The organism is Symbiopectobacterium sp. (assembly GCF_047692315.1).
GTDB lineage: Bacteria > Pseudomonadota > Gammaproteobacteria > Enterobacterales > Enterobacteriaceae > Symbiopectobacterium.
The window spans coordinates 433,799-460,153 of sequence record NZ_JBLLJS010000012.1 but is presented as its reverse complement, the minus strand read 5'-3'; the positions used below and the strand labels follow the sequence as shown (position 1 = coordinate 460,153).

The 26,355-nt window shown below is 50.5% G+C and carries 17 protein-coding genes, 1 tRNA gene and 10 pseudogenes; 9 read left to right on the top strand and 19 right to left on the bottom strand.

Features of this window, described 5'->3' with window-relative positions:
• Nucleotides 1–591 precede the first annotated feature (591 nt).
• Both ACMZI0_RS06495 and ACMZI0_RS06490 read left to right on the top strand, forming a co-directional pair.
• Complete coding sequence (locus ACMZI0_RS06495) at nt 592–1,188, top strand: protoglobin domain-containing protein (RefSeq protein ID WP_415672323.1); 597 nt, start codon at nt 592–594, stop codon at nt 1,186–1,188.
• Nucleotides 1,142–1,828 carry a GGDEF domain-containing protein gene (locus ACMZI0_RS06490; RefSeq protein WP_415672322.1) on the top strand — a complete coding sequence of 229 codons (687 nt, stop codon included), beginning with the start codon at nt 1,142–1,144 and terminating at the stop codon, nt 1,826–1,828. Before ACMZI0_RS06495 ends, ACMZI0_RS06490 begins: the two co-directional genes overlap by 47 nt.
• 9 nt (nt 1,829–1,837) lie before the next feature.
• On the opposite strand, the pseudogene ACMZI0_RS06485 reads toward ACMZI0_RS06490, so the two are convergent.
• Nucleotides 1,838–2,046: pseudogene (locus ACMZI0_RS06485) on the bottom strand (YceK/YidQ family lipoprotein).
• Between the two features lie 105 nt (nt 2,047–2,151).
• Nucleotides 2,152–3,033 (bottom strand): annotated as a pseudogene (locus ACMZI0_RS06480) (sensor domain-containing diguanylate cyclase).
• Between the two features lie 265 nt (nt 3,034–3,298).
• Between ACMZI0_RS06480 and ACMZI0_RS06475 the strand changes: the two are divergent.
• Nucleotides 3,299–3,802 (top strand): phospholipase D family protein, encoded by a 504-nt coding sequence (locus ACMZI0_RS06475; protein WP_415672321.1) that lies wholly within the window; start codon nt 3,299–3,301, stop codon nt 3,800–3,802.
• Nucleotides 3,803–4,346: 544 nt separating this feature from the next.
• On the opposite strand, the gene ACMZI0_RS06470 is transcribed toward ACMZI0_RS06475, so the two are convergent.
• Nucleotides 4,347–4,514 carry a hypothetical protein gene (locus ACMZI0_RS06470; RefSeq protein WP_415672320.1) on the bottom strand — a complete coding sequence of 56 codons (168 nt, stop codon included), beginning with the start codon at nt 4,512–4,514 and terminating at the stop codon, nt 4,347–4,349.
• 643 nt (nt 4,515–5,157) lie between these two features.
• On the opposite strand from ACMZI0_RS06470, the pseudogene ACMZI0_RS06465 reads away from it, so the two are divergent.
• A pseudogene (locus ACMZI0_RS06465) lies at nt 5,158–5,337 on the top strand (YdgH/BhsA/McbA-like domain containing protein); the annotation flags it as partial.
• 160 nt (nt 5,338–5,497) lie between these two features.
• On the opposite strand, the gene ACMZI0_RS06460 reads toward ACMZI0_RS06465, so the two are convergent.
• The 3 genes and pseudogenes from ACMZI0_RS06460 to ACMZI0_RS06450 form a co-directional block, all read right to left on the bottom strand.
• Nucleotides 5,498–5,574, bottom strand: a tRNA-Pro gene (locus ACMZI0_RS06460).
• 78 nt (nt 5,575–5,652) lie between these two features.
• Nucleotides 5,653–7,356 (bottom strand): LPS biosynthesis-modulating metalloenzyme YejM, encoded by a 1,704-nt coding sequence (yejM, locus tag ACMZI0_RS06455; protein WP_415672319.1) that lies wholly within the window; start codon nt 7,354–7,356, stop codon nt 5,653–5,655.
• A gap of 15 nt (nt 7,357–7,371) precedes the next feature.
• Nucleotides 7,372–7,600 (bottom strand): annotated as a pseudogene (locus tag ACMZI0_RS06450) (YejL family protein).
• 167 nt (nt 7,601–7,767) lie between these two features.
• On the opposite strand from ACMZI0_RS06450, the gene yejK reads away from it, so the two are divergent.
• Nucleotides 7,768–8,778: a nucleoid-associated protein YejK gene (yejK, locus tag ACMZI0_RS06445; RefSeq protein ID WP_415672318.1), complete on the top strand. Its 1,011-nt coding sequence runs from the start codon at nt 7,768–7,770 to the stop codon at nt 8,776–8,778.
• Between the two features lie 104 nt (nt 8,779–8,882).
• Here the strand turns inward: yejK and rplY are convergent, their stop codons facing one another.
• The 3 genes and pseudogenes from rplY to ACMZI0_RS06430 all read right to left on the bottom strand — a co-directional run bounded on the left by rplY (nt 8,883) and on the right by ACMZI0_RS06430 (nt 11,324).
• A complete protein-coding gene (rplY, locus tag ACMZI0_RS06440) occupies nt 8,883–9,167 on the bottom strand; it encodes a 50S ribosomal protein L25 (protein ID WP_415672317.1) in 285 nt (94 codons plus the stop codon).
• Between the two features lie 170 nt (nt 9,168–9,337).
• Nucleotides 9,338–11,081, bottom strand: a pseudogene (locus tag ACMZI0_RS06435) (DEAD/DEAH box helicase).
• A 3-nt stretch (nt 11,082–11,084) separates the two neighbouring features.
• Nucleotides 11,085–11,324, bottom strand: a complete 240-nt coding sequence (locus ACMZI0_RS06430; protein ID WP_415672316.1) for a YecH family metal-binding protein — start codon at nt 11,322–11,324, stop codon at nt 11,085–11,087.
• A 228-nt stretch (nt 11,325–11,552) separates the two neighbouring features.
• Between ACMZI0_RS06430 and rsuA the strand changes: the two genes are divergently transcribed.
• From rsuA to ACMZI0_RS06415, 3 genes and pseudogenes are all read left to right on the top strand, one after another.
• Complete coding sequence (gene rsuA, locus ACMZI0_RS06425) at nt 11,553–12,254, top strand: 16S rRNA pseudouridine(516) synthase RsuA (RefSeq protein ID WP_415672315.1); 702 nt, start codon at nt 11,553–11,555, stop codon at nt 12,252–12,254.
• Between the two features lie 264 nt (nt 12,255–12,518).
• Nucleotides 12,519–13,054, top strand: a pseudogene (locus tag ACMZI0_RS06420) (Bcr/CflA family multidrug efflux transporter); the annotation flags it as partial.
• A gap of 458 nt (nt 13,055–13,512) precedes the next feature.
• A pseudogene (locus tag ACMZI0_RS06415) lies at nt 13,513–13,847 on the top strand (YejG family protein).
• Nucleotides 13,848–13,882: 35 nt separating this feature from the next.
• Here the strand turns inward: ACMZI0_RS06415 and yejF are convergent.
• The 9 genes and pseudogenes from yejF to mtr all read right to left on the bottom strand — a co-directional run bounded on the left by yejF (nt 13,883) and on the right by mtr (nt 24,467).
• Nucleotides 13,883–15,478, bottom strand: coding sequence for a microcin C ABC transporter ATP-binding protein YejF (gene yejF / locus ACMZI0_RS06410; RefSeq protein ID WP_415672314.1), 1,596 nt, complete (start codon nt 15,476–15,478; stop codon nt 13,883–13,885).
• Nucleotide 15,479: 1 nt separating this feature from the next.
• Nucleotides 15,480–16,511, bottom strand: a complete 1,032-nt coding sequence (locus tag ACMZI0_RS06405) for an ABC transporter permease (RefSeq protein WP_415672313.1) — start codon at nt 16,509–16,511, stop codon at nt 15,480–15,482.
• A complete protein-coding gene (locus ACMZI0_RS06400; protein WP_415672368.1) occupies nt 16,508–17,605 on the bottom strand; it encodes a microcin C ABC transporter permease YejB in 1,098 nt (365 codons plus the stop codon). Before ACMZI0_RS06400 ends, ACMZI0_RS06405 begins: the two co-directional genes overlap by 4 nt.
• Nucleotides 17,606–17,614: 9 nt before the next feature.
• Nucleotides 17,615–19,423, bottom strand: a complete 1,809-nt coding sequence (locus ACMZI0_RS06395; protein WP_415672312.1) for an extracellular solute-binding protein — start codon at nt 19,421–19,423, stop codon at nt 17,615–17,617.
• Between the two features lie 319 nt (nt 19,424–19,742).
• Entirely contained in the window at nt 19,743–20,312 is a 570-nt protein-coding gene (gene mepS / locus ACMZI0_RS06390) for a bifunctional murein DD-endopeptidase/murein LD-carboxypeptidase (protein WP_415672311.1), read from the bottom strand.
• A gap of 416 nt (nt 20,313–20,728) precedes the next feature.
• Nucleotides 20,729–21,408: pseudogene (locus ACMZI0_RS06385) on the bottom strand (hypothetical protein).
• A 17-nt stretch (nt 21,409–21,425) separates the two neighbouring features.
• Complete coding sequence (locus ACMZI0_RS06380; protein WP_415672310.1) at nt 21,426–22,433, bottom strand: CobW family GTP-binding protein; 1,008 nt, start codon at nt 22,431–22,433, stop codon at nt 21,426–21,428.
• Nucleotides 22,434–22,509: 76 nt separating this feature from the next.
• Nucleotides 22,510–23,082 (bottom strand): elongation factor P-like protein YeiP, encoded by a 573-nt coding sequence (gene yeiP / locus ACMZI0_RS06375; protein WP_415672309.1) that lies wholly within the window; start codon nt 23,080–23,082, stop codon nt 22,510–22,512.
• Nucleotides 23,083–23,211: 129 nt separating this feature from the next.
• Nucleotides 23,212–24,467 (bottom strand): annotated as a pseudogene (gene mtr / locus ACMZI0_RS06370) (tryptophan permease).
• A 224-nt stretch (nt 24,468–24,691) separates the two neighbouring features.
• On the opposite strand from mtr, the gene ACMZI0_RS06365 reads away from it, so the two are divergent.
• Complete coding sequence (locus ACMZI0_RS06365) at nt 24,692–24,946, top strand: YkgJ family cysteine cluster protein (protein ID WP_415672367.1); 255 nt, start codon at nt 24,692–24,694, stop codon at nt 24,944–24,946.
• Between the two features lie 14 nt (nt 24,947–24,960).
• On the opposite strand, the pseudogene ACMZI0_RS06360 reads toward ACMZI0_RS06365, so the two are convergent.
• A pseudogene (locus tag ACMZI0_RS06360) lies at nt 24,961–26,140 on the bottom strand (sugar efflux transporter).
• Between the last annotated feature and the right edge of the window lie 215 nt (nt 26,141–26,355).

Here is a 26,355-nt window from a genome sequence, read left to right as displayed (position 1 = left end):
GGTATTCGTCAATTATACCAAAAACGTTGCACGTGTAATCATTAATAGTCCGTCGGTTACAGTTGTTCGTCATTGTACATTCTTTATTTTTGCATGGTTTTTAATTTTTTCGAGTTATTTAAAAATATTAATGTTCGATTAATTATCTATGTCGACTAATATTGTTATTTATCAGAGCCTGGAATTCCCAGTAACTCTTGATTCTCATTGAGTTATATGAATGAGAATACTGTCCTCTGAAGGGGAAAGCGTGCACGGAAAGGGGAAAGGCTATTCCTGCTTGTGGTACGAGGCATCTTGAGAGTGTCGCAACCGTTACTTTTGTTATGATGCCAAGTGGAAATTATCTGTAATGAAACTGTTAGCGCGGTGGTATATGGCAGATGAATCGCCTATTATGGCATCAGGCTAACCACATTATGTCCCATCCATGACGATTTCAGATAAAAATGATTACCACATTGAGCCATTATTGAGCTAATGGCGTACCTTGGTTGATATCACGCTACCAGAAGCGCATGCCGCACTGATATCTCTGAGTGATGATGAAATACGCTATCTGGTAGACAGATTTTATGATTATATGATTATATGCTCAACGATGAATATGCACATCGCTATCTGAATACCCGGCAGGTTACTGAACAGCTTAGTATTAGTATGTTTCATTGGTTACGTAGCGTGTTGGGCAGCTCTCAGCGAGATTTGGCTGCGTTACTTTCTCAGCAGCACCATGTGGGTGTCGTACATACGCGTATCGGCCTCCCTATCGATTTAGTGGCACGTGGAGCTCGTAAATTAAAAAGCGATCTCTATCCGCTATTAACGAAAAAAGGGCAATTGTCTTCGGAGGCTATCAATAGTGCGCTGTGTTTCAGAGGATTGGCGATAGATACCGCTTTGGAAGCGATGACGGTTGCTTATTCTCCCACCTATAAAAATGCCATGCGCGATCAGGAACGTTATCGCGTATTGAGCGTATATGATGATGTTAGTGTAGAACGAGAACGGCAGTTGTGGGCGTTGATGAATTGGGAAAACCAGTTTATCTATCATGTGGCGACAGAATTGCCATTAGCCGACATCACCCCGCTGGGGCGTTCGGAATTTGGGTTATGGTTTTCACACACAAGGAAAGCATTTGTTTGGTTTTCCGGATCTGCTGCGCGAAACGGATGCGCTGATTGACAAGGTGGATAGTGAAATTGGCTCGGCGTCACCGGGGCAAGTTTCTCAGGCGGAAGTGCGCATGCGTCTGCTGCGCAATGTGCGGCAATTCACCGGGCAAATTACGCTGATTATTGCTTCGATGTTTGATGAATTAGTCAAATTTGAAAATGGCAAAGATCCACTGACAAACTTACTCAACCGGCATTTTATCCCAACAATCATGCGTCGCGAGATCGCTCTGGCAACCAGCACGAAAAAACCTTTTACTCTGGTCATGATGGATGTGGATCATTTTAAACAGGTCAATGACCGCTATGGTCATGATACGGGTGATGCGACGCTGAAAAGTATTTCAGCCATGATCTACGATCATGTACGCAGTAGTGATTATGTCTTCCGCTATGGTGGTGAAGAGTTTATGGTGCTGCTGGTAGAAACATCGCTACGTCAGGAGAAGGTGATCGTCGATACGTTACGTGAAAAGGTAGCAGCTACAGCAATCAGTGCTTTCGGCAACCAATCTTTTTCCGTCACTCTCAGTATTGATGTGGCAGAATTTGATTATCACCCTGATTACCAGCAACTGATCGACAAGGCGGATTCCGCGCTATATCAGGCTAAGTCCTGTGGGCGCAATCGAGTTGAGCTGCACAGCTGAGTCTTTGTGTTATTCGTAGGGGCCGTGTTTCATGTCTACGGGTAACAAAATTGTATCTGCCAACATTGAAAGTGGCAGATCGATAATCAGCAGGTATTTCCACCAGCGATCCTGAAGCAGCCACTGAACGCCGGGATAGTATTGGTGACCATGCCCTTGGCCGTTCTGCTAATGACACTGCCGCAACCAGAAAGCAGGCTGGTGATGATCAACACCATCAGAAATCGTTTCACGGAGTAAACTCGGTTAGCCACTGAGAGGTGAAGTCTATTCTACCTCATAATCATCAGTCTGCATCGTAATGACGTGCTGACAATAAAAGATTAATGCAACTTGCGCCGGCGTTGTTCTTTTTCTTCATACATTACGGTATCTGCCGCGTGCAATGTTTCGTCCGGCGTGCTCAATGCAGGATTGATGGCAATCGTGCCGATACTGGCTCCAGCGTAGTCAATGTGGCAATTCTCGAGCGCATAGTGTCCAATCAGTAGCGGTGTTAAGCGCGTTTTAAAAGCCAGTGCGGCATCTTTCGCATTTTCATGAAATAACTACGATGAACTCATCGCCGCCAATACGCCCAAGCATATCCTCTGCCCGAATACCCTGTTTGAGCCGTTGACCTACGGCACACAGGAAATCATCGCCCGTCTCATGACCGTAGCGGTCGTTAATCAGCTTAAATCCATCCAGGTCGATAAAAGCGATGATGACAAAGCGGTTAGCGCTTAGTGCATGTGAAAATAGTGGGGGCTCTGGATATATTGCGCAATCAGTTCGGCAAACAGTTGCAATATTTGTTCACTGCGGCTGTCCAGTTTCTGTTTTTCAGCGCTGACGGCGCACAGCGTTCCATACAGCGAGCCGTCGTCCAGACGCACCGGTGTGGTAACGTACGTGGCAATACCTAGCTGCTTTGCCGCTTGATAGTCCCCCCAGTGGAAAGGAACATCCTCCGTCATCAGTCGATCTTCTGATAATGCGCGCTTGCAGAGTGAGTCATCCCAGGGAACAGAAAGCCCTTCGGGAATCTGCATTTTTTTGCTATTACGGGAGAAAAGCACGTGTTGCAGGTTTTTGTCAGATTCAATATGGGTGAGGTATGTCGACTCCATATTGGTGACGAGTTCAAGCATTTGAAGAAGTTGTCTAACTAATCTCTCAAGTGATTTCTCTGCCACCAGCACTGATGAAATTCGTGCAATCAGTGTTTACTTCATAACCTCTTTTCCCCCGTCACGCCCCAGTATGGCTAACGCTAATTAACTTGTTTACATAACTATTATATCTGAGAAGGAGGTATGTGAAATTGGAATAATCTACACCTGATTGTTTATTTTTAATCCAATTTTCGATCGCTGTGACCCTCTGTACCTTGTGAATGCGAAGTACTCGCGTGATCTTTATCAATGTCGATGATCGTAAGGGAGAGTAGCGTAACACGCATTACAAAGCATTGATGGGGATTGCTTTATGAAAAACAGGTTAACCATGGCAACTGCTAGATTATTGATGACAATGGGTGTTGCATTAGCTTCTGTGCAGGTGGGATTCAGCCCTGAAGGGAGCGCGAGAGCGATGGTGCTGGAGGTGATCAATAACGCGAGCAAATCGATTGACTTAATCGGTTATGTTTTTCAATCGCCAGATATTGTGCAGGCATTGGTAGAGGCTCAAAAACGAGGCGTCGAGGTGCGCTGTGTGATTGATTACAAGCGAAATCAAAATAAAACCAGCAGGTCGGCAATCGAATATGCCAGGGAGAATAATATTCAGGTACGTTTAAATAAGCATTATCATATTCAACATGATAAGACGATGATTATTGATGGCAGCATTGTTGACACGGGGTCTTTCAATTTTGCGCGCTCTGCTGAATTTGAAAATTCAGAGAATGTACTGGTTATTCGAGATGAGCCTGCTATCGTATCAGCATACCAATCACACTTTACCAGCCGCTGGAACCTCGGAAAATAATCCCTTTGCCATTTTAGCGGTTATCCTTAATTCGTGAATGACAAAACGTCCATTTCGGAGTGCTTTCCTTCCTGCTTTACGACCTTTGCTTTTAGCCATAATGCGTAACTGGGAAGAAAAGGCACTTTTCAACGCTGGTTTTTGTCTATTCTACCCAATTCAGACCAGAATCTTTGGTCTCGATATTTTCAGAATCACACTCGGAACCATCGGCATAATTGCAGGTGCCAACCATGAGGAGAGATACCGATGGGTGTTTACCACAGATTTCCCATAGGCTTCGTTAGATAACGTCCGGGATTCGTTGGGCTGAATGGGCTTATTGAAGCTGAAATGTGCGGCATCACATCTGAATTTTCCCTGTTCGTTTTTAACGAAAATATATGCTTCAAATTTCTTCAGTAGACTGCTGATTGAATGAGCTGATTATGCACTGTCATTCACTGACACCGATCTTCAGCTATCTCTTTGTGCAGGCATCGGGACCAGCGGAATTACAGTATCGCCGTGTACGTTTGCCCGCACGTTATTTATTCGCCTATTCTCACATTGCCTCACATTCCTGTGTGCGGTGGAGCGCATTCAGCCGTTCAGTAAGAATGAACATCAGAATCTCTTTCGCCTGTGGCTCTTTGAGTTCGATGATGGCATAGGCCAGTGCCCGGCATTGATCGAGCAGTTCTTCTTGCGTAAGCGGTGTGTTATCAAACATGGTGCGCCTCCAGAACCGAAAGGAGGCTGATAAGCGGCTGCGTAAAGAAATGCATTGCTAAAAAGGAAAAGATAAATGCAGCGCGAAATGGAGCAGGGGTAGCAACTATAGCAGTAGCCTCTTGTACGGGGTTGTAAAACCCACCACACCGCTGTCAATCGGGGGGTGAGACGTAACAGGGTTGACAGACCGGCGTACAAGCACCCGGCGAGCCCGAAGGCTCCCCCATTACGCCCCACCATAATTTGGGCGTAACCTGGCGAACGGACAAAAAAACCGCATAAAAATAAGGTGGTTGTCCGCTTGTACGTTCAGGCTGTCAAACCTGGTCACCGATTTTGCGGCAACGGCGCAACGATAAGATAGATACAACGTCAGTGTCAATACGTTTTGTATTGCTCATGCGTAAGGTGTCTGTTTTTGAACCTTAAAAAGCATGGATGCAATTCGCCCGTCAGGATAGGCAAAAAGGATAAGGCATTGAGACGAGAAATGTGCGAGTGGCGCTTTATAATACAGTTCAATTTATTTGAATAATTATGGCAATTTTCTCTGATATTCACATCTGAACGATAGAGGTATGATACATCCCATCAAAGGCAAACAGCCTTTTCATCAAACATCGAACAGAAGGATTTATATCATGAACGTTATCAAAAAATTTGCCGCAGTTGTTGCTCTTGGTCTGGTTTCTTTCGGTAGCTTTGCTGCACAAGAAGTTGGCACTGTGCAAGTGAACGGTGCAGAAACGCTGAGCGCGTTTGAAGCTCAGGTGGCTGCAAAAGCTGAAGCAGCAGGTGCATCTTCCTACAAGATTGTTTCTAATGATTTCATGGTTGCTGATGGACCTGCCAGAAAGGGGAGCGAAAGCTCCCCTTTCTGTTATGCGCGTGGATGTTCAACGTGGGAAGTCTGGAATTTTACCATCGGCAAATTTCAAGCATAAAAACCAACCGTAAAATGTTGGTTTTCTTGGGATTATTTGGTCGGCACGAGAGGATTTGAACCTCCGACCCCTGACACCCCATGACAGTGCGCTACCAGGCTGCGCTACGTGCCGACGCTATGGGGCGCTATATTACCGTCTCCTGAACCGATTGCAATAGCCAGCTGGCGCGATCGCTTTAGATTTAGGCAGTTAGTTGGCAATAAATCGCCTTTCACTCGTAAGTACCTGCAAGAGCAGAGGTAAACTCGGTTTTTCATCGCGCAATTTGTCACCGTCACTGTTGTAGGCATCATAGTTGCCATTGGCTTCCAGTTGGATGATCTGTTGCGGCGTCGTGATCATCAATGCACCGCGATTGCCGTTTACCAGCCAGTTATTGCGCCGCTGGGCAGCAAACAGATCTTCCCCTTGCGAGTAGTCTGTGGCGGGTGTTTTTACATGCAGCAACCGTTGCATCAGTGTCACCATAACGTCTTTTTGATCCGCCATTTTGCTGATGGTCTGCGCCGGTGTGCCCGGCCAATGCACCACCAGCGGGATCTGCCATTGCGATCGGCGGTAGAGAGTGCCTTTATTCCGCTCGCTGGATTTTGCCGTAATAATCACCACGGTATTGTCCAGCTTACCTTGGCTTTGCAAGGTATTGAGTATTGCGCCGATGTTTTGATCGGTGACTTTAGCATCCGTTGGCGCGCGAGTGCCATTGGTGCCAAGCTCAATATAAGAGAACCACGGTGATGCGGTTTGCGTGCTGGTTTCCAGCCATGTCTGCCACTGCTGAACGGTATCGACATCGTGCTGAATCACAGGTGCTGACAGCGAAAAATCTGATAGCAATGCCTGGCGATAAAGTGGGTTATCAAACCCATTGGTAGAGAACAGACCAAATTGATAGCCCTGTTGGTTCAGAGAACTCATTAATGCGGAGGGTGTACGCGCACTCAATATCCCATTCATGTAGGTGGTTGAAATACCGTAAAACAGGTTGAATAGGCTGCTTTGCGCGTTCTGGCTGGCATTGAAGTGGTTGCTGAAGTGTACGTTTTCTTCGGCAAAGCGCATCAACTGCGGCATGCGGGCGAGCGGAAGCTGGTCAGTCACCACAATTAACAAGTTATAGCCACTGCCGGCATCGCGGAACTGAATGTTGTTCAGCGGATATTCGACCGTAATGGCCTCAGGGTTGCCCTGTAGCGCAATGCGACGCTGATAAGCTTGTGCATCCAGCAGGCCATGTTTTTCCAGAAATCGCCGTGCAGTCATGGGATATGATAACGGCAATGTTGTCCGCTGCATGGTAATGGGACGGTAAAAGTTGGCATCCGCCCAGATATACATCATGTGTGAGGCGAAAAACGCGCTGATAAATACCGCTGCGACCGGCATGCCAATGCGGTGACGGTTCAGGCTGCGCAGCTTTTGCCAGCACCAGGTACCAAACAGCATCTCAACCATGAAAATCACGGGGATGCTGATAAACATCAGTTGCCAGTCCCGTGCCAGGTCGGTTTGATCGGGGTTGATCACCAGTTCCCAGACAGTGAGGTTCAAGTGCAAATGGAAGCGGCTAAACACTTCCATATCAAGCAACAGTAACGTCAAGTCTGCGGTTGCCAGCGCAGCGGAGAGAAAGCGCAGCAAACGCTGTGACATCACCACAAACGTTAAGGGAAAAACAACCAGCAGGTAGACAGCAAAGACGATAAAACTAAAATGCCCCAGCCAACTGACAAGGGCATAGCTACGGCCAAGCAACGACGAGGGCCAATCCGCCACGAACAGATAGCGGCTACCCACTCCCAGGCTCAACAGGATATTAAACAGAGCGAACCAATGTCCCCAACTGATCATCTGGGAGACTTTTTCGCGATAGTTGTGACGGTTGCTTACCATAGCCTCTGGTCGGTGTTAGTGCGCGTTATGGGTAGTGATGGATGCTTGCAACGCATCAGCAAAAGAACGAGCCAATACCTGACGCTGCCCTGGCGCCACGCTGGTGTTGATAAGATTGGTGACCATGTTGCCCAAGACCATCAACGAGAGGTCAGTGGGGGGCATGGTGTTTTTCCAATACGCTTACCAATTCGGAAAGCACCTGTTCGACGAGTTCGTCACTGTAACGGGATAATTGTGCCATAAAAGGGCGATTCTCAAGCTGATAAAGGGGAATATCTTACCGTAACGACCTGACGTTTTCCGCAATTTTATCATTTTAGCGTCAACCACTGGCAGGCGGAGGCTTTCTCTTGCAGGGGACGAGCGTTGGTGTTTGAATACGCTCCTTGCCAAAAAGGAGAGTTTATCATGAGTCTGGATATCGACCGGATTGCCTTACATCAGCTTATCAAACGCGATGAGCAAACGTTGGAGTTGGTGTTACGTGATTCGTTATTAGATACCACACCCGCCGTTGACGAGATGATGGCTGAGTTGCACCGCGTCTACAGTGCGAAAAACAAGGCCTACGGCGTGTTCGATGAACAGAGCGAACTGGCTCAGGCGCTGCGTGGCTGCCGTAAAGGGGAAGAGGATTTCCTCGGGTTTAGTCGCGCGGCCACCGCACGGCTGCGTGATGAACTGGCGAAATATCCCTTTGCGGATGGCGGCATCGTGCTGTTCTGCCAATATCGCTATCTGGCGGTGGAATATCTGCTGGTGGCGGTGCTGAACAGTTGCAGCAGCATGCGTGTTAATGAACAGTTGGATATCAGCAGCACGCACTATCTGGATATACCCCATGCCGATATCGTGGCGCGTATCGATCTTACCGAGTGGGAAACCAACCCGGAATCCCAGCGTTATCTGACCTTCCTGAAAGGGCGAGTAGGGCGTAAAGTCGCAGATTTCTTTATGGATTTCCTCGGAGCCAGCGCAGGTCTTGATACCAAAGCGCAGAATCGCGGCCTGTTGCAGGCAGTGGATGACTATTGCGCAGAAGCGCAGTTGGATAAAAACGAGCGTCAGCAGTATCGCCAGCGGGTGTACAGCTACTGCAATGAACAATTGCAGGCAGGGGAAGAGATAGAAGTTGCTGCGTTATCGCAGGAATTGCCGCCGCTAGGAGAGAAAACCTTCCACGCATTTTCTGAAGAGCAGGGCTATGCGCTGGAAGAGAGTTTCCCTGCGGATCGCAGTACGCTGCGCCAACTGACCAAGTTTGCTGGCAGTGGCGGTGGCTTGACGATCAACTTTGACGCTTTGTTATTGGGCGAACGTATCTTCTGGGATCCAACAACGGATACGCTTACCATCAAGGGCACGCCGCCAAACCTGCGCGATCAGTTACAGCGCCGTTTGAGTAGCGGTGACAAATAAGTCTGACGACAGACAACGAAAAACGCCGCAAATGCGGCGTTTTTCTTATCGACATTCTTGCTTATCAAGAAAACACGCGGCGTCCCACGGGTTTTCCCAAACAATTAAGCGCGAACGAAGTCGATGTGAGTCAGTTTTGGCTTGTAAGCGTGACGCTGAACAGCCTGAACTTTCACTTTTTCTTCTTTACCATCGACAACCAGGGTCAGAACTTCCCCGTAAAAACCTTCTTTAGCTTCCTGGTTTTTAACGCTGTCGTGATCCAGGGCGATAGATACCGGCGCTTCCGCACCACCGTAAATGATGGCCGGGAATTTGCTGGCTGCGCGCAGGCGGCGGCTCGCACCCTTACCCTGCTCTTTACGTACTTCTGCGTTGATAGTGATCATGATTTTCTCTTTTAGAAAATACACCTGCTACAGGCGACCCAGCAACAGGTTAGGTTATTCGCAATGGAATGCGTTATTCACACTGGAACAGATTTGCTTTTGCATGACAAAAGCGGGCTGCATTCTAACGGAATATCCGCGTGGCGGCAAATGAAACCGTGTTGCGGCGGCTAGCGCAATTCATTGGCGCGGCGAAAACGGCCTTCATAATCAAACAGTTTTTCCCTCACTTGCCAAAAGCCCTGCCGCTGTTTGCCCTGGCGCACGCAGGGTGGCCTGCTGGCGCAAAATATCCTGCGCGGATTGCCATATAAGGTTAATACCCTATGCGCGCTGGTGTACGCGCAGAAACTGCTGGGTAAATACCCGGCGCTGCGCGGGCGTGTGCAGGCGAAAACGCTCGCTGACGTCCGCGCCGTCTTCATCAACGTAGGTGATTTTTAGCCACTCACCTTTTTCATCCTGTCCGGCTGTCATCTGCATGCCGCTACAGCGCAGTACCAGCACGTCTTTCAGCGTTAGTGCGGCTTTCAGCATGTCGTCAGGATCGACCATGATGTGATCGCATTGGTGGCATCGACGTGCGGCAATGTCGTTCTCTGCACCGTACTCGGGGCATACTTTAAAGCGGAAGCGGTAATCACATTGCTCACGCACACTGCCTTCGTCCTCTTCATAGCCCTGGCAGCGGCGACCGTAGTGCTCAACGATATCGCCCTCCGGTGTGGTTTTGCCCCAAAACAGGTTGGCAAAACCACACTGCGGGCAAAGCACCTGTACCGGCTGGCTGCCGCTGTGCGGTTTATGGCTGCCTACTTCGGGCATATACAAATCATGCGGATTCCCGGCGTAATCCAGAATCAGGCAATCCGTTTTCCCCGGTGACAGGCGCAGGCCGCGTCCGACGATCTGCTGATACAGGCTAACGGATTCAGTGGGGCGCAGAATGGCGATAACGTCCACATGCGGCGCATTAAAGCCGGTGGTCAACACCTCCACATTGACCAGGTAGTGCAACTGTTGCTGCTTAAACGCATCGATCAAAGCATCGCGCTCTGCGGCTGGCGTTTCGCCGCTGATAAAGGCGGCTTTACCCGAGGGCAACAGACCGTGAATTTCCCGAGCATGCTCTACGGTTGCAGCAAAGATCATCACGCCTTTACGTTCTGCACCGTAGGTGACAATCTGGCTGATTATCTGGGGGGTAACGCGTTGTTGTCGCTTTAGTTCACGGTTGAGTTCCGCTTCGCTGAACAGACCATGGGGCTGCAAGGCAAGACGGCTGAAATCATACTGCACCACGGGCATATCTAGGAGCTGTGGTGGCACAAGAAAGCCGTGTTTGATCATATAGCGCAGCGGTAATTCATAGATACAGTCGCGGAACAGGCACTGTTCGTCACCGCGAATCATACCGTGATAGTGATACTGATAAGTCCAGCCTTTGCCTAAACGGTAAGGGGTTGCGGTAAGACCGAGCAAGCGCAGTGCGGGATTTTGTGCGCGCAAGTGAGTAATGATCTGCTGGTATTGGCTGTCGTCGTCATCGCTGATGCGGTGGCACTCATCGATAATCAGTAGCGAAAAATGGGTAAAGGCGGACAAATTACGCGCCACAGATTGCACGCTGCCAAACACCACTTTTCCTTCGCTGCGGCGTTGATTAAGCCCGGCAGCAAAAATATCGGCCTCCAATCCCCAGGCGCAATATTTGGCGTGATTTTGTTCCACTAACTCTTTGACATGCGCCAACACCAACACTCGCCCTCGCGCCAGACGCGCCAGTTCGACAATCACCAGACTTTTTCCTGCGCCGGTGGGCAGCACAATCAGCGCAGGGTGTTGATGTTGCTGAAAATAGGCGAGCGTGGCGGAAACCGCCTCCTGTTGATAGGGGCGTAAGGTGAACGCCATTGCTTAGTGTTGGCAGATCTTGCTGGCAGCAGTAGTAAATCCGGCTTCCTGCGGGACAAACTTGCCTTTGTTTGCCAGAAAATCCACCAGCATGGCCGCGCTCATATCGGCAGCGGAGCAGGTGTGAAAGCGTGCGTCGGCACCGAAGCGCTTCTCAATGGCGGCAATCAGCCCCTCGGTAGTGTACGATTCGGCAGAATCCAGCATCATATGCAGTACTTCATGACCATGAATAGATGACATCGTGTGCTCCTGTGAATACCCTTAAAAATAAAAGATGTATTTATTCTATATTTTTATCTGCCAAGGGCGAACCCTGAGTTACGGCTAACGCGACGCAATCGCACATTTTGTGCGTATCCATTATCCCATACAGGGGAAAACGACTGACATTCTAGGAGCAATCGTCATCACTCGCTATACTACGGCATGATTTCCCTTCCTTAACACAGACAGGCAGTTGATTTTTTCATGCAATTGGACAAATTTTTATCCCAGCAACTCGGGATCAGCCGTGCATTGGTGGCGCGCGAGTTGCGTGCGCAGCGCGTAACGGTAGATGGTGAAGTGGTTAAAAGCGGCGCATTCAAATTGTCACCTGAACATCAGGTCGAGTTCGATGGCAATGCGCTGGTGCAGCAGAATGGCCCGCGTTACTTTATGCTTAACAAGCCTCAGGGATACGTGTGTTCAACGGAAGATCCGGATCATCCAACTATCCTCTATTTTATTGACGAACCGGTCGCCCACAAACTGCATGCAGCGGGACGCCTGGATATCGACACCACAGGGTTGGTGCTGCTGACCGATGATGGCCAATGGTCGCACCGTATCACCTCGCCCAAACATCACTGTGAAAAAACCTATCTGGTTACGCTGGAGCAGCCGCTGGCGGAAGATACGGCACGGCAGTTTGAACAAGGGGTGCAACTGCACGGTGAGAAATCGCTGACTAAACCCGCACAACTGGAAAAGCTGGATGACTATCAGGTTCGGCTCACCATCGGGGAAGGGCGCTACCATCAGGTCAAACGGATGTTTGCCGCCGTGGGAAATCGCGTTGTCGAGTTACACCGTGAGCGTATCGGTGCGATTGCGCTGGATGAGACGCTTGAACCGGGAGAGTATCGCGCACTGAGCGCAGAAGAAGTCGCCAGCGTGATGGCGCGTTGAGGCGCTGCGCGCCACACTTGATACATGCTCAGGCTGCGTCATGCGTATGTCATCAACCTGATGTAAACACGATTTCTTCACAAACAGGCTATTAAGCCTACTATCACCGTGGTGGAGGCCTGCCATCGCGGTGAATTTTTTTATTTTTTGCGGGCAAAACCTGGGAGATATGCAGTGGGGAAAGCGCCATCACATATTGGCTTGATTGTTATTCTTGGTTTGTTGTCGATGCTGACACCGTTTGCCATCGATATGTATTTGCCTGCTTACATGGTGGCAAGCGGATTTTCGTTTTCCGGCATGTTCTCTTTTTTAAGCGCTGGCCCCTTTGTCTATATTGATCTCTATGGTGTTTCTCCACAACATTTCGGCTATTACTTTGCGCTCAACGTGGTCTTTTTGTTTCTGACCACCTATACCAATAGTCGTGTAGTGCGTCGTCTGGGTGCCAATCAGATGTTTCGCATTGGGTTGTTAATACAGTTCGCTGTAGGTATTGCTCTGGTAGCCATCTATGCGCTGAATCTTGGCTTTTTGCCGCTGGTATTGGGCGTGGCGATTTATGTCGGATGTACGCTATGGTGATGTCCAATGCCATGGCCGTGATATTGGATGATTTTCCGCATATGGTTGGCACCGCTTCCTCGCTAGCAGGCACATTGCGCTTTGGGATGGGGGCACTGGTCGGGAGCCTGCTGTCATTGGTGAGTTTTACCAGTGCCTGGCCGATGATAGCCTCCATGTCACTCTGTTCCGTGGCCGCATTTCTGCTTTACGGTTATGCCGCTCGCTCTCGCTGATTTTTCACATCACTTTCCGTTTGCCGCGGTGATGCGGTAAACGGAACCCTCTGATTTCTCCTCTTTTGGTCGGCTTCATCGTTTCGATTATTTATTTTCCAGCACGGTCAAGCTCTATCGATCCTGCATTGTCTTTTTTGGAAGTGTTGTTATATAAATGTAAAATATATGATTTAAAAGTGAACGATGTAAACAAAAGGGGTTGAGATATGACGGGGAAAGCGTTAAAAATAGAGTAACGCCTAAAAATCTTAAAATGTGATCAACGTGGCATTAATCAGTATTGCAATCATTTCCATTCTCTAAGAAGGGTGACTCATGACTATTGCAACGCGGATTCTTGTAGAAATGACAATTCAGCAGTGCCGCAATCGCCGGACACTGAGCTTTAACGTTTTTCCTTTGACACCATCGTCACTGCGCTCGTTCACCATCACCATACCTGAGGGAAAGTAACAGTGGACACTCTTCAACTTTCGGTAGTGCATCGTTTGCCGCAAAGTTATCGTTGGCTATCGGGTTTCGCAGGTATCAAAGTCGAACCGATTCCGCTGAACGGCATTCCCCTGCGGGGACGCGATGAAGACAATAACCTGATTGGCTTTAAATTACTGAGCCATGATGGAGAAATGGCCTGGGTTATTTTACTCCAGTTGAATCAGTCTCTGGCCGAGATTCAGATCGATTGCGCTGTGTTGGAATGGGAAGGGGAGCCCTGTCTGTTTTTACACCGTGCTGATGAAAGCACGGCGTTGCCATCGCTGAGCCGCTGAGTGCGCTCTATCCCTTCTAATCGTCATGCCAGGGTAATGGCATGACGCCTATCCTTTACAGAGTAGCCATGCGCAGCAGTTCTTGTGTATAGGCGCTCTGCGGTGCAGAGAATACCTGTTCACAATGCCCTTGTTCCACCACTTCGCCCTGGCGTAACACGATAACCTGATGGCACAACGCGCGCACAACCTGTAGGTCATGGCTAATGAACAGATAAGCCAGATGGCGTTTTTGCTGTAATGTTTTCAGCAACGCCAGAATTTGCGCCTGCACGGTTCTGTCCAGCGACGATGTTGGCTCGTCGAGGATCAATAACGCGGGTTCAAGCACCAGCGCCCTGGCAATAGCAATACGTTGCCGTTGTCCACCGGAGAATTCTGACGGGTAGCGGTGACGAAATTCGGGATTGAGCCCGACCTCGCGCATCACATCGATAACCCGCTGTTCCCGCTCGGATGCACTCATCTTTTGGTGCACCTCCAGCCCTTCTTCGATAATTTGCAGCGCCGTGCGGCGTGGATTCAATGATGAATTGGGATCCTGAAACACCACCTGGATTTGACTGCGCAGCGGTAACATTTGTCGGCGATTGAATTGGTGCAGCGGTTTTTCATCAAACAGAATGTTACCGCGCGAGGCGATGAGTCGTAGCAATGCCAGACCGGTGGTGCTCTTGCCAGAACCGGATTCTCCTACCAGCCCCAGGCTTTCACCGCGACGTAAGGTGAAATTCAACGCATTGACGACGGTTTTTTCCGCTACCGTGCGCCGTAATAGCCCGCGCTTGATGGGAAATGAAATGGAGAGCTGCTCTACGCGCAACAGTGTCGGTGTATTGTCGGGCAAAGGCAACGCTGAACCTGAGGGCTCGGCATCCAGCAGTTGCCGGGTGTAGCTGTGCTGCGGAGCGGCAAACAGATCGTGGCAGTGATTTTGTTCCACACAGCGCCCACCCTGCATGACGGCAACCTTGTCTGCCAGTTGTTTGACGATATTAAGATTGTGGGTGATAAACAGCAGGCTCATGCCCAGTTCCTGCTTGAGTTCATGCAGTAAGGTGAGAATTTGCGCCTGCACCGTGACATCCAGCGCGGTGGTCGGCTCATCGGCAATCAGCAGATCCGGCTGCATCAGCAACGCCATCGCTATCATCACCCGCTGGCGTTCACCGCCCGACAGTTGATGCGGGAAATCTTTCAGGCGTGTTGGCGCCTGACGGATGCCCACACGATCCAGGCAGGTGAGTACTTCACTGCGCGCAACGTCGCGTGTCATTGCACGGTGCAATGTCAACACCTCGATCAGCTGTTTTTCAATGCTGTGTAGCGGATTCAGTGACACCATCGGTTCTTGAAAGATCATGGCGATACGGTTGCCGCGCAGTTCACGTAACCGTGTTTCTGGTGCGTGCAGCAGTGATTTGCCGTCAAACAGGATATCCCCTTGAGGGTAGATAACGGGGGGCGAAGGCAGCAGTCGCAGCACCGACAGTGCGGTAACGCTCTTGCCTGAGCCGGACTCACCCACCAGCGCCAGCGTTTCACCGCGTTCAACGTTGAGGGAAACCGAATCCACGGCCTGATGCACCTGTTCGCCCTGACGAAAAGCGATACTAAGATCCTGAATCTGTAACAGTGGAGTTGGGGTCATATCAATGTGCCTTGCTGGGATCAAAAGCGTCGCGTACGGCTTCGCCAATAAAAATCAGTAACGACAACAGCGTTGCCAACACCAGGAATACGGTAATGCCAAGCCACGGAGCCTGAAGGTTGTTTTTGCCCTCTAGCAGCAGCGCCCCCAGAGAGGGCGAGCCAACGGGAAGCCCAAAGCCGAGGAAGTCGAGGGATGTCAGGGTGGTGATCGATCCGCACAGAATAAATGGCAGGAACGTCAAGGTCGCCACCATGGCATTGGGCAGCATACTGCGTAGCATAATCACTCGATCGCTCACCCCCATTGCCTGTGCGGCACGAATATAGTCAAAATTGCGGGTGCGTAAGAATTCGGCGCGCACCACGCCCACCAGGCTCATCCAACCAAACAGGATCGTGATGCCCAGTAGCCACCAGAAATCAGGCTGGATGACGCTGGACAGCAGGATAATCAGGAACAGGGTAGGCATGCCTGACCATACTTCGATAAAACGCTGCCCCCATAAATCGAGTTTTCCACCGTAATAGCCCTGCGTTGCGCCTACCACAATGCCAATCAGGCTGGAGAGCAGCGTCAGCGAAATCCCAAACAGCAGGGAAATACGAAAGCCGTACAGCACTTGCGCCACCACATCTTTCCCTTGACTGTCGGTGCCGAGCCAATTCTGCCCAGAAGGCGGGGAAGGGAATGACTGGGTAGTGGCGTAGTTGTAGTTAATGGTGTCATAACGATAACGGATCGGCGGCCAAATGCTCCAGCCGTTTTCTGCAATCCGAGCCGCAATGTAGGGATCGCGAAAATCCGTGGTGGTGGCAAACTGGCCGCCAAAGGTGGTTTCAGAATAATTCACCAGCAGCGGGGCATAGAAGCGGTTGTCGTAGCGCACCAGTAATGGCTTATCGTTAGCAAGCAGTTCGGCGAACAGGCTGAGGGTAAACAGCACCAGAAAGATCCACAGTGACCAGTAGCCACGACGATTGGCGCGAAAACGGGCCCAGCGCGCTTGGTTGATTGGGCTCAGTCGGCTCATTGGCGCCCCTCAAAATCAATGCGCGGATCAACCAGCGTATACGTCATGTCGCTGACAATATTCAGCAGTAGACCAATCAGCGTGAAGATATATAGCGTTCCAAACATCACCGGATAGTCACGTTGCAGCGTGGCATCATAACCCAACAGGCCCAGGCCGTTGAGAGAGAACATCACTTCAATCAGCAGCGAACCGGTGAAAAACATGCTGATAAAGGTAGCCGGGAACCCGGCGATCACCAACAGCATGGCGTTGCGGAACACATGGCGGTAGAGGATGCTGTTTTCATCCAACCCTTTGGCGCGTGCGGTGACCACATATTGCTTACGAATCTCGTCCATAAACGAGTTCTTGGTCAGCATAGTCAGCGTTGCGAAACCACCAATCACTGTGGCCAGCACGGGCAAAGTGATGTGCCACAGGTAATCAGTGATTTTGCTGTACCAGGGCAGAGTGTCGAAGTTGCTGGATACCAGACCGCGCAACGGGAACCAATCCAGATAGCTGCCGCCAGCAAACAGCACAATCAGCAAGATGGCGAACAAGAACGCCGGGATAGAGTAGCCGATAATAATCAGCGTGCTGCTCCAGGTATCAAACGGTGTGCCGCTCTTTACCGCCTTTTTAATGCCAAGCGGAATAGAGACCAGATAAATGATGAGCGTGCTCCATAATCCCAGTGTGATAGAAACCGGCATACTCTGCTTGATAAGCTCCATCACAGAGGAGCCGCGAAACAGGCTGTCGCCAAAATCAAAGCGGGCATAATTCCACAGCAGCGTGAGATAGCGCTCATGAATAGGCTTATCAAATCCGTAGCGTTTGGTGATTTCTGCAATCACCTCCGGGTCCAACCCGCGAGCGCCGCGGTAGGCATTTTCTACTGTCAGCGTTCCGCCGCCGCCACTGCGCGCCATCGCACCGTCTATGCTATTACTCGCCCCAAACCCGCTGCCCTGGCCCATTTCAATGGTGGCGATGGCTTGATCCACCGGGCCACCCGGGGCTATCTGCACAATAAAAAAGTTGATGGTAATAATGGCCCACAGCGTGGGGATCACCAGCAAAAGTCGGCGTAGTAAATAGGTTCCCACCATGGCTCCTTAACGGCGTTCGGGCGGCAAAGACTGCGCCCGCTGTGCATCGTACCACCAGCTGTCCAGACCCAGCGTATAGGCGGGGCGGGTCGCTGGCATGGCGAATTTATCCCAGTAAGCGTAGCGATCGTAATTGGAAAACCACATGGGGATCATAAACTGATTCCAGGTCACCACCCGATCCAGCGCGCGCCCTAAGACTACCAATTCCGGCTTATTCCCTTGATGGGCATCGATTTGTTCAATGAGTAAATCAATGGCCGGATCGCTGACGCCTGCCGTGTTGTATGTCGAATAGATATATTGTGAATGTAAGCCGAATTTTAGATTACCATCGGGATAAATCCTTGCGGGATACAGACGTGCGGTCATATCAAAATCGCGTGCGCGCAGGCGGTTGGTAAACTGCGCGCTATCGATCAGGCGCAGTTTCATGTCGATACCCAAGCGCTTGAGGTTTTGCTGGAACGGCAGTACGTACTGTACGTTGGCCGCGCTGGGTAGCAACAGTTCGAAGGTAAAAGGTTGCCCGGTTTTGCGGTTGACCAGCTTCTGATTTTTCAATTCCCAGCCAGCTTCTTCAAGTAACCGCAAGGCCTGCTGCCAGTGCACACGATCGTAGCCACTGCCATCGCTTTGCGGTGATTGAAAACTGGGGCCAAAGATTTCAGGCGGTATTTTGTCCCTGAGCGGCTCCAGCCATTTCAATTCTTCGGGGCTGGGCGTGCCTTGTGCTGCATATTCCGTGTATTGGAACAGGCTGTTGACGCGCTGATAGGCGTTGTAATAGAACGCCTTGTTCATCCAGTTAAAGTCAAAGTTGAGCCCGATGGCCTGCCGGATGCGGCGATCCTGAAACAGCGGACGCTGGATATTGAACACTAACCAACGTGTTTCTTGCGCTGCTTGATTTGCCTGATCGCGTTTGACGATATAACCGCGTGCAAAATTGCCGCCTTCATACTGCGTTGCCCAATGCTTGGGTGATCCCTCAGCACGCAGATCGAAAGCGCCCGCTTTGAAAGCTTCCAGCGCGACGCTGTCATCCAGATAGTAGTCGTAACGGATTTGGTCGAAATTATTCAAGCCGCGATTGACCGGCAGATCGGCGCCCCAATAGTCTTGTACACGTTTATACGTGACGTATTGGCCGGTGCGGTATGAGGTGATGCGATATGGACCACTGGCGGGTGGGGGGGAGGAAAGTGGGTCTGCCAGACTGTGATTTTTCCAAAAACTCTCGGGCATCACGGGCAGTGTGAGAAGCCCTAATAGCCGTTCTTTATCTGCCGCAGGCAATTCCAGTCGAACAGTGCGCGGCCCGATGGCTTTTACCGTGGCCCCTTTGTACACCACACGGAACTGCGGGACCCCCTGTGTCATAAACATATTGAAGGTGAAGGCCACATCAGAGGCCAAAATCGGTGAGGCATCGTGAAACGTGGCTTTGGGATTCAGTTCCACTTCCATCCAGCGAAAATCGTCGGAATGGCGTGCATGCAACGCAATCAGCGGGTAAAAGCTGCCTGGTTCATCATCTGATGTGGTAAACAGCGTATCGTACAGGCGCTCAGTGCGTTCAGCCGCCACGCCGCGCAAAGCAAAACGGTTAAAATTGTCGTAGGTTCCCAGGGCGCTGAGCGTGATGTTACCCCCTTTAGGCACGTCTGGATTAACGTAACCAAAATGCGTAAACCCCTCGGGATATTTAGGCTCACCCAACAAGGCGAACGAGGTGTTTTGTTGGATGGTTTCGGCAAGGGCTCCCCAACAGAGAGAACCGAGCAAAGCCAGAGTGGCCACACGTTTTAGCATTGCGCTGTGTTTCTCCTGCAAAGCAGTGCAAATGACCTGCATTCAGACCAAGGTTGCGGTGATTTTATTTGAATATAGGCGAAGCCGATATTGCCACCTATGGGCAATAGACAAGCCCGTCCCTTTTTACCATGAAAATTACGCGTAACCTACCATATATCAGATAGTTGAGAATCTTTTCATCGATAGAGGCTTGCAGATTTAAGTGAGTGGGAGCGGAGAAAGTAAAATCAGGACGAAAAAAACGCCGCTGATTAGCGGCGCTCTCTTTTCGTTTCGTTCCGCACATCAAGGGAAATGTGACTAACTGGTCAAGCTGTTAACTGGTCGCGCTTTTGCTGATAACGCGACGGCCTTCTTGATAACGTTTGTTCCAGTAGACTTCGTCCATGCTGGAAATCATGACACCTGCACGGGTGGAAGCATGAACAAATTGATTATTACCAATATAGATACCAACGTGACGACCAGTCGAACCCGCACGGAACAGCACTAAATCGCCGGGACGAAGCTTGCTACGTTGCACTTGCGTGCCTGTTTCCTGCTGTTCATACGTCGAACGCGGCAACTCCATGCCAAACTGTTCACGGAAGGTACGCTGTACAAAGGCAGAACAATCAATACCTTTGCGGCTGTCACCGCCTAAACGGTAACGCACACCCTTCCAACTGGTATATTGATCCATCAGTTTGGATTTGATATCCAGCTTGCGCACCATGGCTTCAAATTCGTCCTGAGAGGCCTGCAATAAAAGACTGTCTTTATCATTTATTGCAGGACGATCAGTTTGTGCTTGATGAGATCCGGTATTTGTACAAGCAGATAGCGCCAGTGCCATCGCGGGAATTGCCCGCCAGATATATCTCAGGCTCGGTTGAGATTTGACCATTATCGTTATGTTCCCTTGATTTTCTTAACGACCACCATCGTCATGTATGCAACTACGCCATATATAAACGCCGAAACGAGAGTCAGACTAAAACAGAGTTTTACCTGGACCAACCACTTGAGGATGAAACTGTGTGGAATCGCACATAATTTCTTCCATTCCGAGGATAACCGCGTTCGGTAAAACTCAAACTTTACCGAGACTACCCTAACACTCCGGCGATTGCGAGCCTTTTTATGGAAATTCTTTATAAGAATTAATGATGTAATAAATCGTAAATTTGCGGATGAGATTTATCCGAAAAAAAGAGGGTTAACTTAACAAAAATAGATGACATCAGGATGACAGCCCGACACCCTCGGGTTAGCGCTAAGGTGTCGGCGTGTTTGAGAGTCAGCTGCGCGAGCAAGCGGCTTTTAGCGACGATAACGTTCAGGTAATGAACGGTGCAAAAAATTAATCATTGCGTCACTGGCAGGGGAGATCAGCCACCAGCTTAACGCGACTAAAACCACAGACAGTGAGCCCACGGCAATGTCGGTAAACCAATGGGCGCCGATCATCACGCGCGGAGTGGCGAAAATAATCAGGATAGCCAATGAGATCAAAAATGAGCGGCGCGGAAAATATCATCAGCATCATTCCGTGATCGCCGGGGAAACTGTCTCGTGAAGCATCTTTGGTCGGCCAGCCAGTTAGCTCGCCAACCCGCTTGATATCACTAAAGTAATAGGTGGGGCTGGCGTGTTGCACTGGCAGCAGATGGTCCAATTGATTCAGCACCACGGCAGTGATCAGCATCACCACAACCATGACCAGCAGACGCTAACGTTCGGCGCTATCCGCGCGTCGATAATGGTAGAGATAAAGCAGCCCCATCGCCAGCAGCGCGCAGGCATCGAAAGCGCGGTTATTCGTGATGGCGACCGTATACAGTAAGACTGAGCTGGCCGCAAGGTGCTGATTAAAATAGAAGAAAATGGCACTGTCGAGGGTAAACCAGAATCCGTGATTTAGTAGGAAGATACCAGGAAAGAAACAGCACCACACCTACTACGTTGAGCAGCAGAATGGCAAAAAACTGACGTTGTGACATGCAACTAACTAAAAATATTAATAAAAAACACTTTCATCCCATTCCTGTAAACTTAAACGAGAGATCAACGGCTGGCTTTGGAACTGGTTCCACGGTGCCGGCTCAGTGTGAATCAGCTCAATACGACTGTCCAGAGGGGGAAGCGGTTTGGTTTCAATATGCAGATCCAAGCCCTGCCGATTGATAATCAATGTACCTTCGGGAATGCGCATGACATCTTTAATGCGATCGACTGGCGTCAGCCGAACCCAATCCAACAACGTAGCAGTGGAGAACTGGGTTTCTGGGGAGAAAATCCAGCCGCAGGCAAAGTAGTCTTGCCCTTCGTTGAGCGCGCGTCGCCAGGGTTCGCCGCCGGGCAGGCGCAACGCGGCCAATCCGCGTTCCGAGGCGTGGACGTGGTGATGTGCGCCATGGGGGAGTTCGCGCGTATTGCGGCGCGGTTCATCAAGCAGTGACAGATCTATTTTGCCCTGTGTAGCGCTAATTATAGGGCGATCACCCGCTTCTTCCTGCTGCCAGCGTTGTAATGCGGCGAGGTCGTCTGTGCTGTAGGTATCCTGTTTGTTGGCAATAATAATATCTGCCGCAGCTAATTGATCGCGGAAGTTTTCGTTTTCAGTGTAACGTTGATCCTGTAACTGCCGCGCATCTAGCAGGCAGAGCGAAGCCTGTAAACTGAGCCAGGGCCGGTAACTTTCTGCGGTGAGCAACTCAAGGATCTGTTTGGGATGTCCCAGTTCGGTCGGTTCGATCAGTAAACGGTGCGGTTTCTTTTGTTGCAGCAGCATGTTCAGGCCAATCTGCATCGGCAAGCCGTTTACGCAGCACATGCAACCGCCGGGGATCTCTTTGAGTACCGCGCCTCTGTCGGACAACAGCGCGCCGTCAATCCCGATTTCACCAAATTCATTGACCAGCGCCGCCCAGACTTCATCTTCGGGTTTTTGTGTCAGAAGGTGACGAATGGTGGTGGTTTTACCGCTGCCCAGAAAGCCAGTAATGAGGTTTACTTTGGTTAACACATCGGACTCGGGAAATGAAAGGTGAACGGGGAAAGGAGAGAAGCGCGCCAGTCAATGACCGGCGCGTGAGGGAGGCTTAATCGGCACGGCCCATATAGCGGCGCTCAGGGATATGAATGCGAATTTTTTCGCCGGCGCTCAGATATTCGGGCACCTGAACCACCAGGCCGGTGCTCATGGTGGCGGGTTTGTTGCGGGCTCTGGCCGACGCACCTTTGATACCCGGTGCCGTTTCGACGATTTCCAAATCAACCGTTTGCGGCAGTTCCAGCGCCAGAATCTGGCCATCCCAGGTCAGCACCTGAATGTTTGGCATGCCATCTTCAGGTAAAAACAGCAGTTCGTCTTCAATCTGCTCTTTTTTGAAGATATACGGCGTGTAATCTTCGTCATCCATAAAGACGTACTCATCACCGTCCACGTAGGAGAAAGTGACAAAGCGACGTGTCAGGGTGATGGTATCGAGAATGTCGTCACCTTTGAAACGCTCTTCGACCTTCAGGCCGGTACGCACATCGGAGAAACGCATTTTGTACAACGTGCTGGCACCGCGAGCGCTGGGGCTTTGGATATCAACATCCTTCACCAACAGCAACTTGCCACCGTAATTGATCACCATGCCACGTTTGATTTCGTTCGCTCTTGCCATGAAAAAACCCTGTAATAAAGAAAAAGACATTTTTGTGGCGACACGTTACTCGTGCCGCTGAATTCAGGCAAGCGGCATTTTATTATCCGCGCGCATTCATCACTGTCATTCTATTTTATCCCCGATCTGTCAGGCGTAAACCGGTAGAGCGCCTAATAGCGTAAGCAGATGTGCAACCATGTTAACGATGCCAAATACCAGGACGATAACCACCAGCCAACGTCCACCCGGTGCTCGATAGGTTATGCTGTCTTTATGCGTGAAGCGCTTGCGAGCTGCCATTACCATACAGGCGGGGATGATAACTGCCCATAGCGTTGCCGCCAGCCCGGCGAAGCCGATTGCGTACAGAAAACCATCAGGATAAAGCAAAGCGGCAAGCGTGGGGGGAATAAAGGTGATGCAGGCGGCCTGTGTTCTGCCTCGGGACGAGTCTGTCAGTGCAAAAGAGTCGTGAACATAATCAAACAGCCCCAGCGAGACGCCGAGGAACGAACTGGCCAATGCCATAATTAAGAGAAGGCGTTCAGCAGGGGCATCAGGTAAGTGTTTTGCGCGGCACTGCCCATATGCTGAAGTAAATTACCAATATTGCCCCCTTCGGCAACCACAGCTTTAAACCCTTCACGTGGAATATTGCCCTGAATCACATACTGCCACAGCAAATAGATTGCCAGAGAGAGTAGCGTACCGTACAGCAGGCTGCGCACAACGGTGCGGCCATCTTTCTGATAGTACTTCACCAAACCGGGTACATTGCCATGATAGCCAAAAGAAGCCAGCAGGTAAGGCAGAGCCGCTAGCGCGTACGGAAGATAGGGCGCATCGGCGGGCGCGCTCATCAGCAATCGGGAATGACTGACCTGGGTGAACAGATCGCTGACTGCCAGTATGAACGTAATCACCATGCCGCCAATCAGAATTGTGCTCAGTCTGTCCACGGCGCGCGTGGAGAGACAGACGATAAAGGCAACCAGCAGAGGAAACAGAAACCCTGACGTGGCTTGCCCCACGGGAAAAATCTCTGCCAGCGTATGCGTGATAATCGAACCGCCTGCAGAGATATAGGCATAAGTCAGGATATAAAGTACAAAGGCCACTGACAGACCGTTGAGGGTGTTCCAGTGCTTACCGAGCAGATCTTTCACTATAGTGTGAAAGCTGGCGCCAGCAGGGTAGTGCAGATTGGTTTCCAGAATCATCAACCCTGAGGCGTACATGCAAAACCAGGTGACGGCCAGCAGCAACACGGAGCCGCTAAACCAGACACCGGCGGTGACAATCGGAATGGAAAACATTCCTGCCCCCACGGCGGTGCCAGCGATGATCATGGCACCGCCGAAGGCAGAACGAGAGCGGGAAAGCGGGAAAACGTCGGCTGACATTGCAAATCCATTGAAAAAGTTATTGTACTAGTTTAATGATGCGAAAACTTATGACTAAGTAAATTGCCAATCTGTCGATGAAACGTGAAATAGCCAACGGTTATGATGATAAATGGTGGGAGACTGGTGAAATTGTCTACATTAAGCTGACTCTATTGAACAGATTTGCTACGCTGGAAAAGTCGTCAACCCGCCTTGCGAGAGCCCGTTAAGAGAAAAGTATGATGGAATGTCGTTCAGGCTGTGGTGCCTGCTGTATCGCCCCGTCAATATCCAGTCCGCTGCCCGGAATGCCGGAGGGAAAACCTGCGAATGTGCGCTGCCTGCATCTCGATGCCGCGTTTCGCTGTGGTCTGTTTGGGTCTCCTCTGCGACCTGCGGTATGCGCGACACTGCAACCGCAGGTGGAGATGTGCGGTACATGCCGCGATGAGGCGTTGGTTTATCTATTGCATCTGGAGGCTGAAACGGCACCCTAGAAGTGCCATTTGGCTCAGGCATCCTTGATTTTCCACATACAGTCACCCGCCCCCACACTCATCAGCAGGGAAATAAAGAAGACTGCGTGATAACCCCAACATTGTGCCACGACCGCCAGCCAGTGAACCAGAAATGATCCAGCCAACGCGGGTGGTATTGGTAAATAGCGTAGTGGCTGTGCCTGCTTGTCCTGGCATTAAATCCTGGAAGTAGAGCATGCCAATACCGGCCAAAATGCCAATAAAAATAGCGTTTAGAAACTGCAACCCTAACAGCGCCCACTCTGCGCTAAACAGTACCAGCCCAGCATAAAACAGCAGGCCTGCACCGACGGCAATGCGCATTAAAAAGCGTTTGCCGACGCGTTTGGCCATATAACCTGCTATCAACATGACCGGGATTTCCAACCCTGCCGCTGTGCCCATCATGATCCCGGCCAATTTCTCGGATAGACCCAACGCATTGACCACATACAGGGGCATGGTTATCAGGTAAACCCCATTACAGGTCCACATGGCAGTGCAGGCAAAAAACAGCAGCAGCGTATCGTGTCGATTTTGATGTGGCGATGCCAATGTGGTCTCTGTTTTTAACGCGGATTTCGGCATTGAGGGCAGCAGAAAGGTGACCAACGCGCCGCACAGCAGAAACACTACCGCCGCAGTGAGATACATCACCGGGAAGCCAAAACCCAGCGCCAGTGCAAAGGCAACGGGAGGACCGATGACCCAGGACAGGGAGATCCGGGCACGCATTACTAAACTGAACATCGCCGCTTCTCGTCCGGTGCGATCGGCGTGCTCACGCGCCAGCGCGAACAGTTGTGGGTTCGCGGTCGAGCCGAAGCTAGAAAGGATGACCCCGACAATCAACAAAATAAAGTAATTACGATTCCAGGCGTAGAGCACGCATCCCAACGCCCCAAGTATGCAACAGTGCAGGATCAACCGTTTACGATCGCCTTGCCTGTCAGAACGGGTCGCCAGCATCTGGATCACCACAATCCCAATCACGGCACTGCCCGTGTAGTAGAGCCCTACCATCAGTGGGTTCACTTTCACTTCGGTCGAGAGAAACAGGCTCAACGTCGGCAATTGCAATGCCCCGGCAATGCCGGTCAGGAAGGCAATAATCAGAAATGCTGAGGATGTCAGATCGGGCTGACGCCGCAATACGTAGTTCAATATAGACATAATTAAAAATCTAAGGCAGTGCGTTTGTTAATCAGAACATGTATGGAAGATACGCGCGTGCAAAATGTGCAAGGTGAGATTCGGCGCCGTTTGAACCAGAAATAGTAAGCAGCGATAACATTGCGTGCGCATTCTACGCGAGCTTTGCTTAATCTGAAAAGATGTTTCATCTTTTTTGCTTCAGCACGCCTTCAGCTATTACGGTTTTATAATGT

Coding starts and splice junctions, on each gene's coding strand:
- ACMZI0_RS06395 (WP_415672312.1), bottom strand. CDS start 19,423: ATGCTAAAACGTGTGGCCACTCTGGCTTTGCTCGGTTCTCTCTGTTGG.
- yejF (WP_415672314.1), bottom strand. CDS start 15,478: ATGACCCCAACTCCACTGTTACAGATTCAGGATCTTAGTATCGCTTTT.
- mepS (WP_415672311.1), bottom strand. CDS start 20,312: ATGGTCAAATCTCAACCGAGCCTGAGATATATCTGGCGGGCAATTCCC.
- ACMZI0_RS06365 (WP_415672367.1), top strand. CDS start 24,692: ATGGAATGTCGTTCAGGCTGTGGTGCCTGCTGTATCGCCCCGTCAATA.
- ACMZI0_RS06495 (WP_415672323.1), top strand. CDS start 592: ATGCTCAACGATGAATATGCACATCGCTATCTGAATACCCGGCAGGTT.
- yejM (WP_415672319.1), bottom strand. CDS start 7,356: ATGGTAAGCAACCGTCACAACTATCGCGAAAAAGTCTCCCAGATGATC.
- yeiP (WP_415672309.1), bottom strand. CDS start 23,082: ATGGCAAGAGCGAACGAAATCAAACGTGGCATGGTGATCAATTACGGT.
- ACMZI0_RS06405 (WP_415672313.1), bottom strand. CDS start 16,511: ATGAGCCGACTGAGCCCAATCAACCAAGCGCGCTGGGCCCGTTTTCGC.
- rsuA (WP_415672315.1), top strand. CDS start 11,553: ATGCAATTGGACAAATTTTTATCCCAGCAACTCGGGATCAGCCGTGCA.
- rplY (WP_415672317.1), bottom strand. CDS start 9,167: ATGATCACTATCAACGCAGAAGTACGTAAAGAGCAGGGTAAGGGTGCG.
- ACMZI0_RS06430 (WP_415672316.1), bottom strand. CDS start 11,324: ATGTCATCTATTCATGGTCATGAAGTACTGCATATGATGCTGGATTCT.
- ACMZI0_RS06475 (WP_415672321.1), top strand. CDS start 3,299: ATGAAAAACAGGTTAACCATGGCAACTGCTAGATTATTGATGACAATG.
- ACMZI0_RS06470 (WP_415672320.1), bottom strand. CDS start 4,514: ATGTTTGATAACACACCGCTTACGCAAGAAGAACTGCTCGATCAATGC.
- yejK (WP_415672318.1), top strand. CDS start 7,768: ATGAGTCTGGATATCGACCGGATTGCCTTACATCAGCTTATCAAACGC.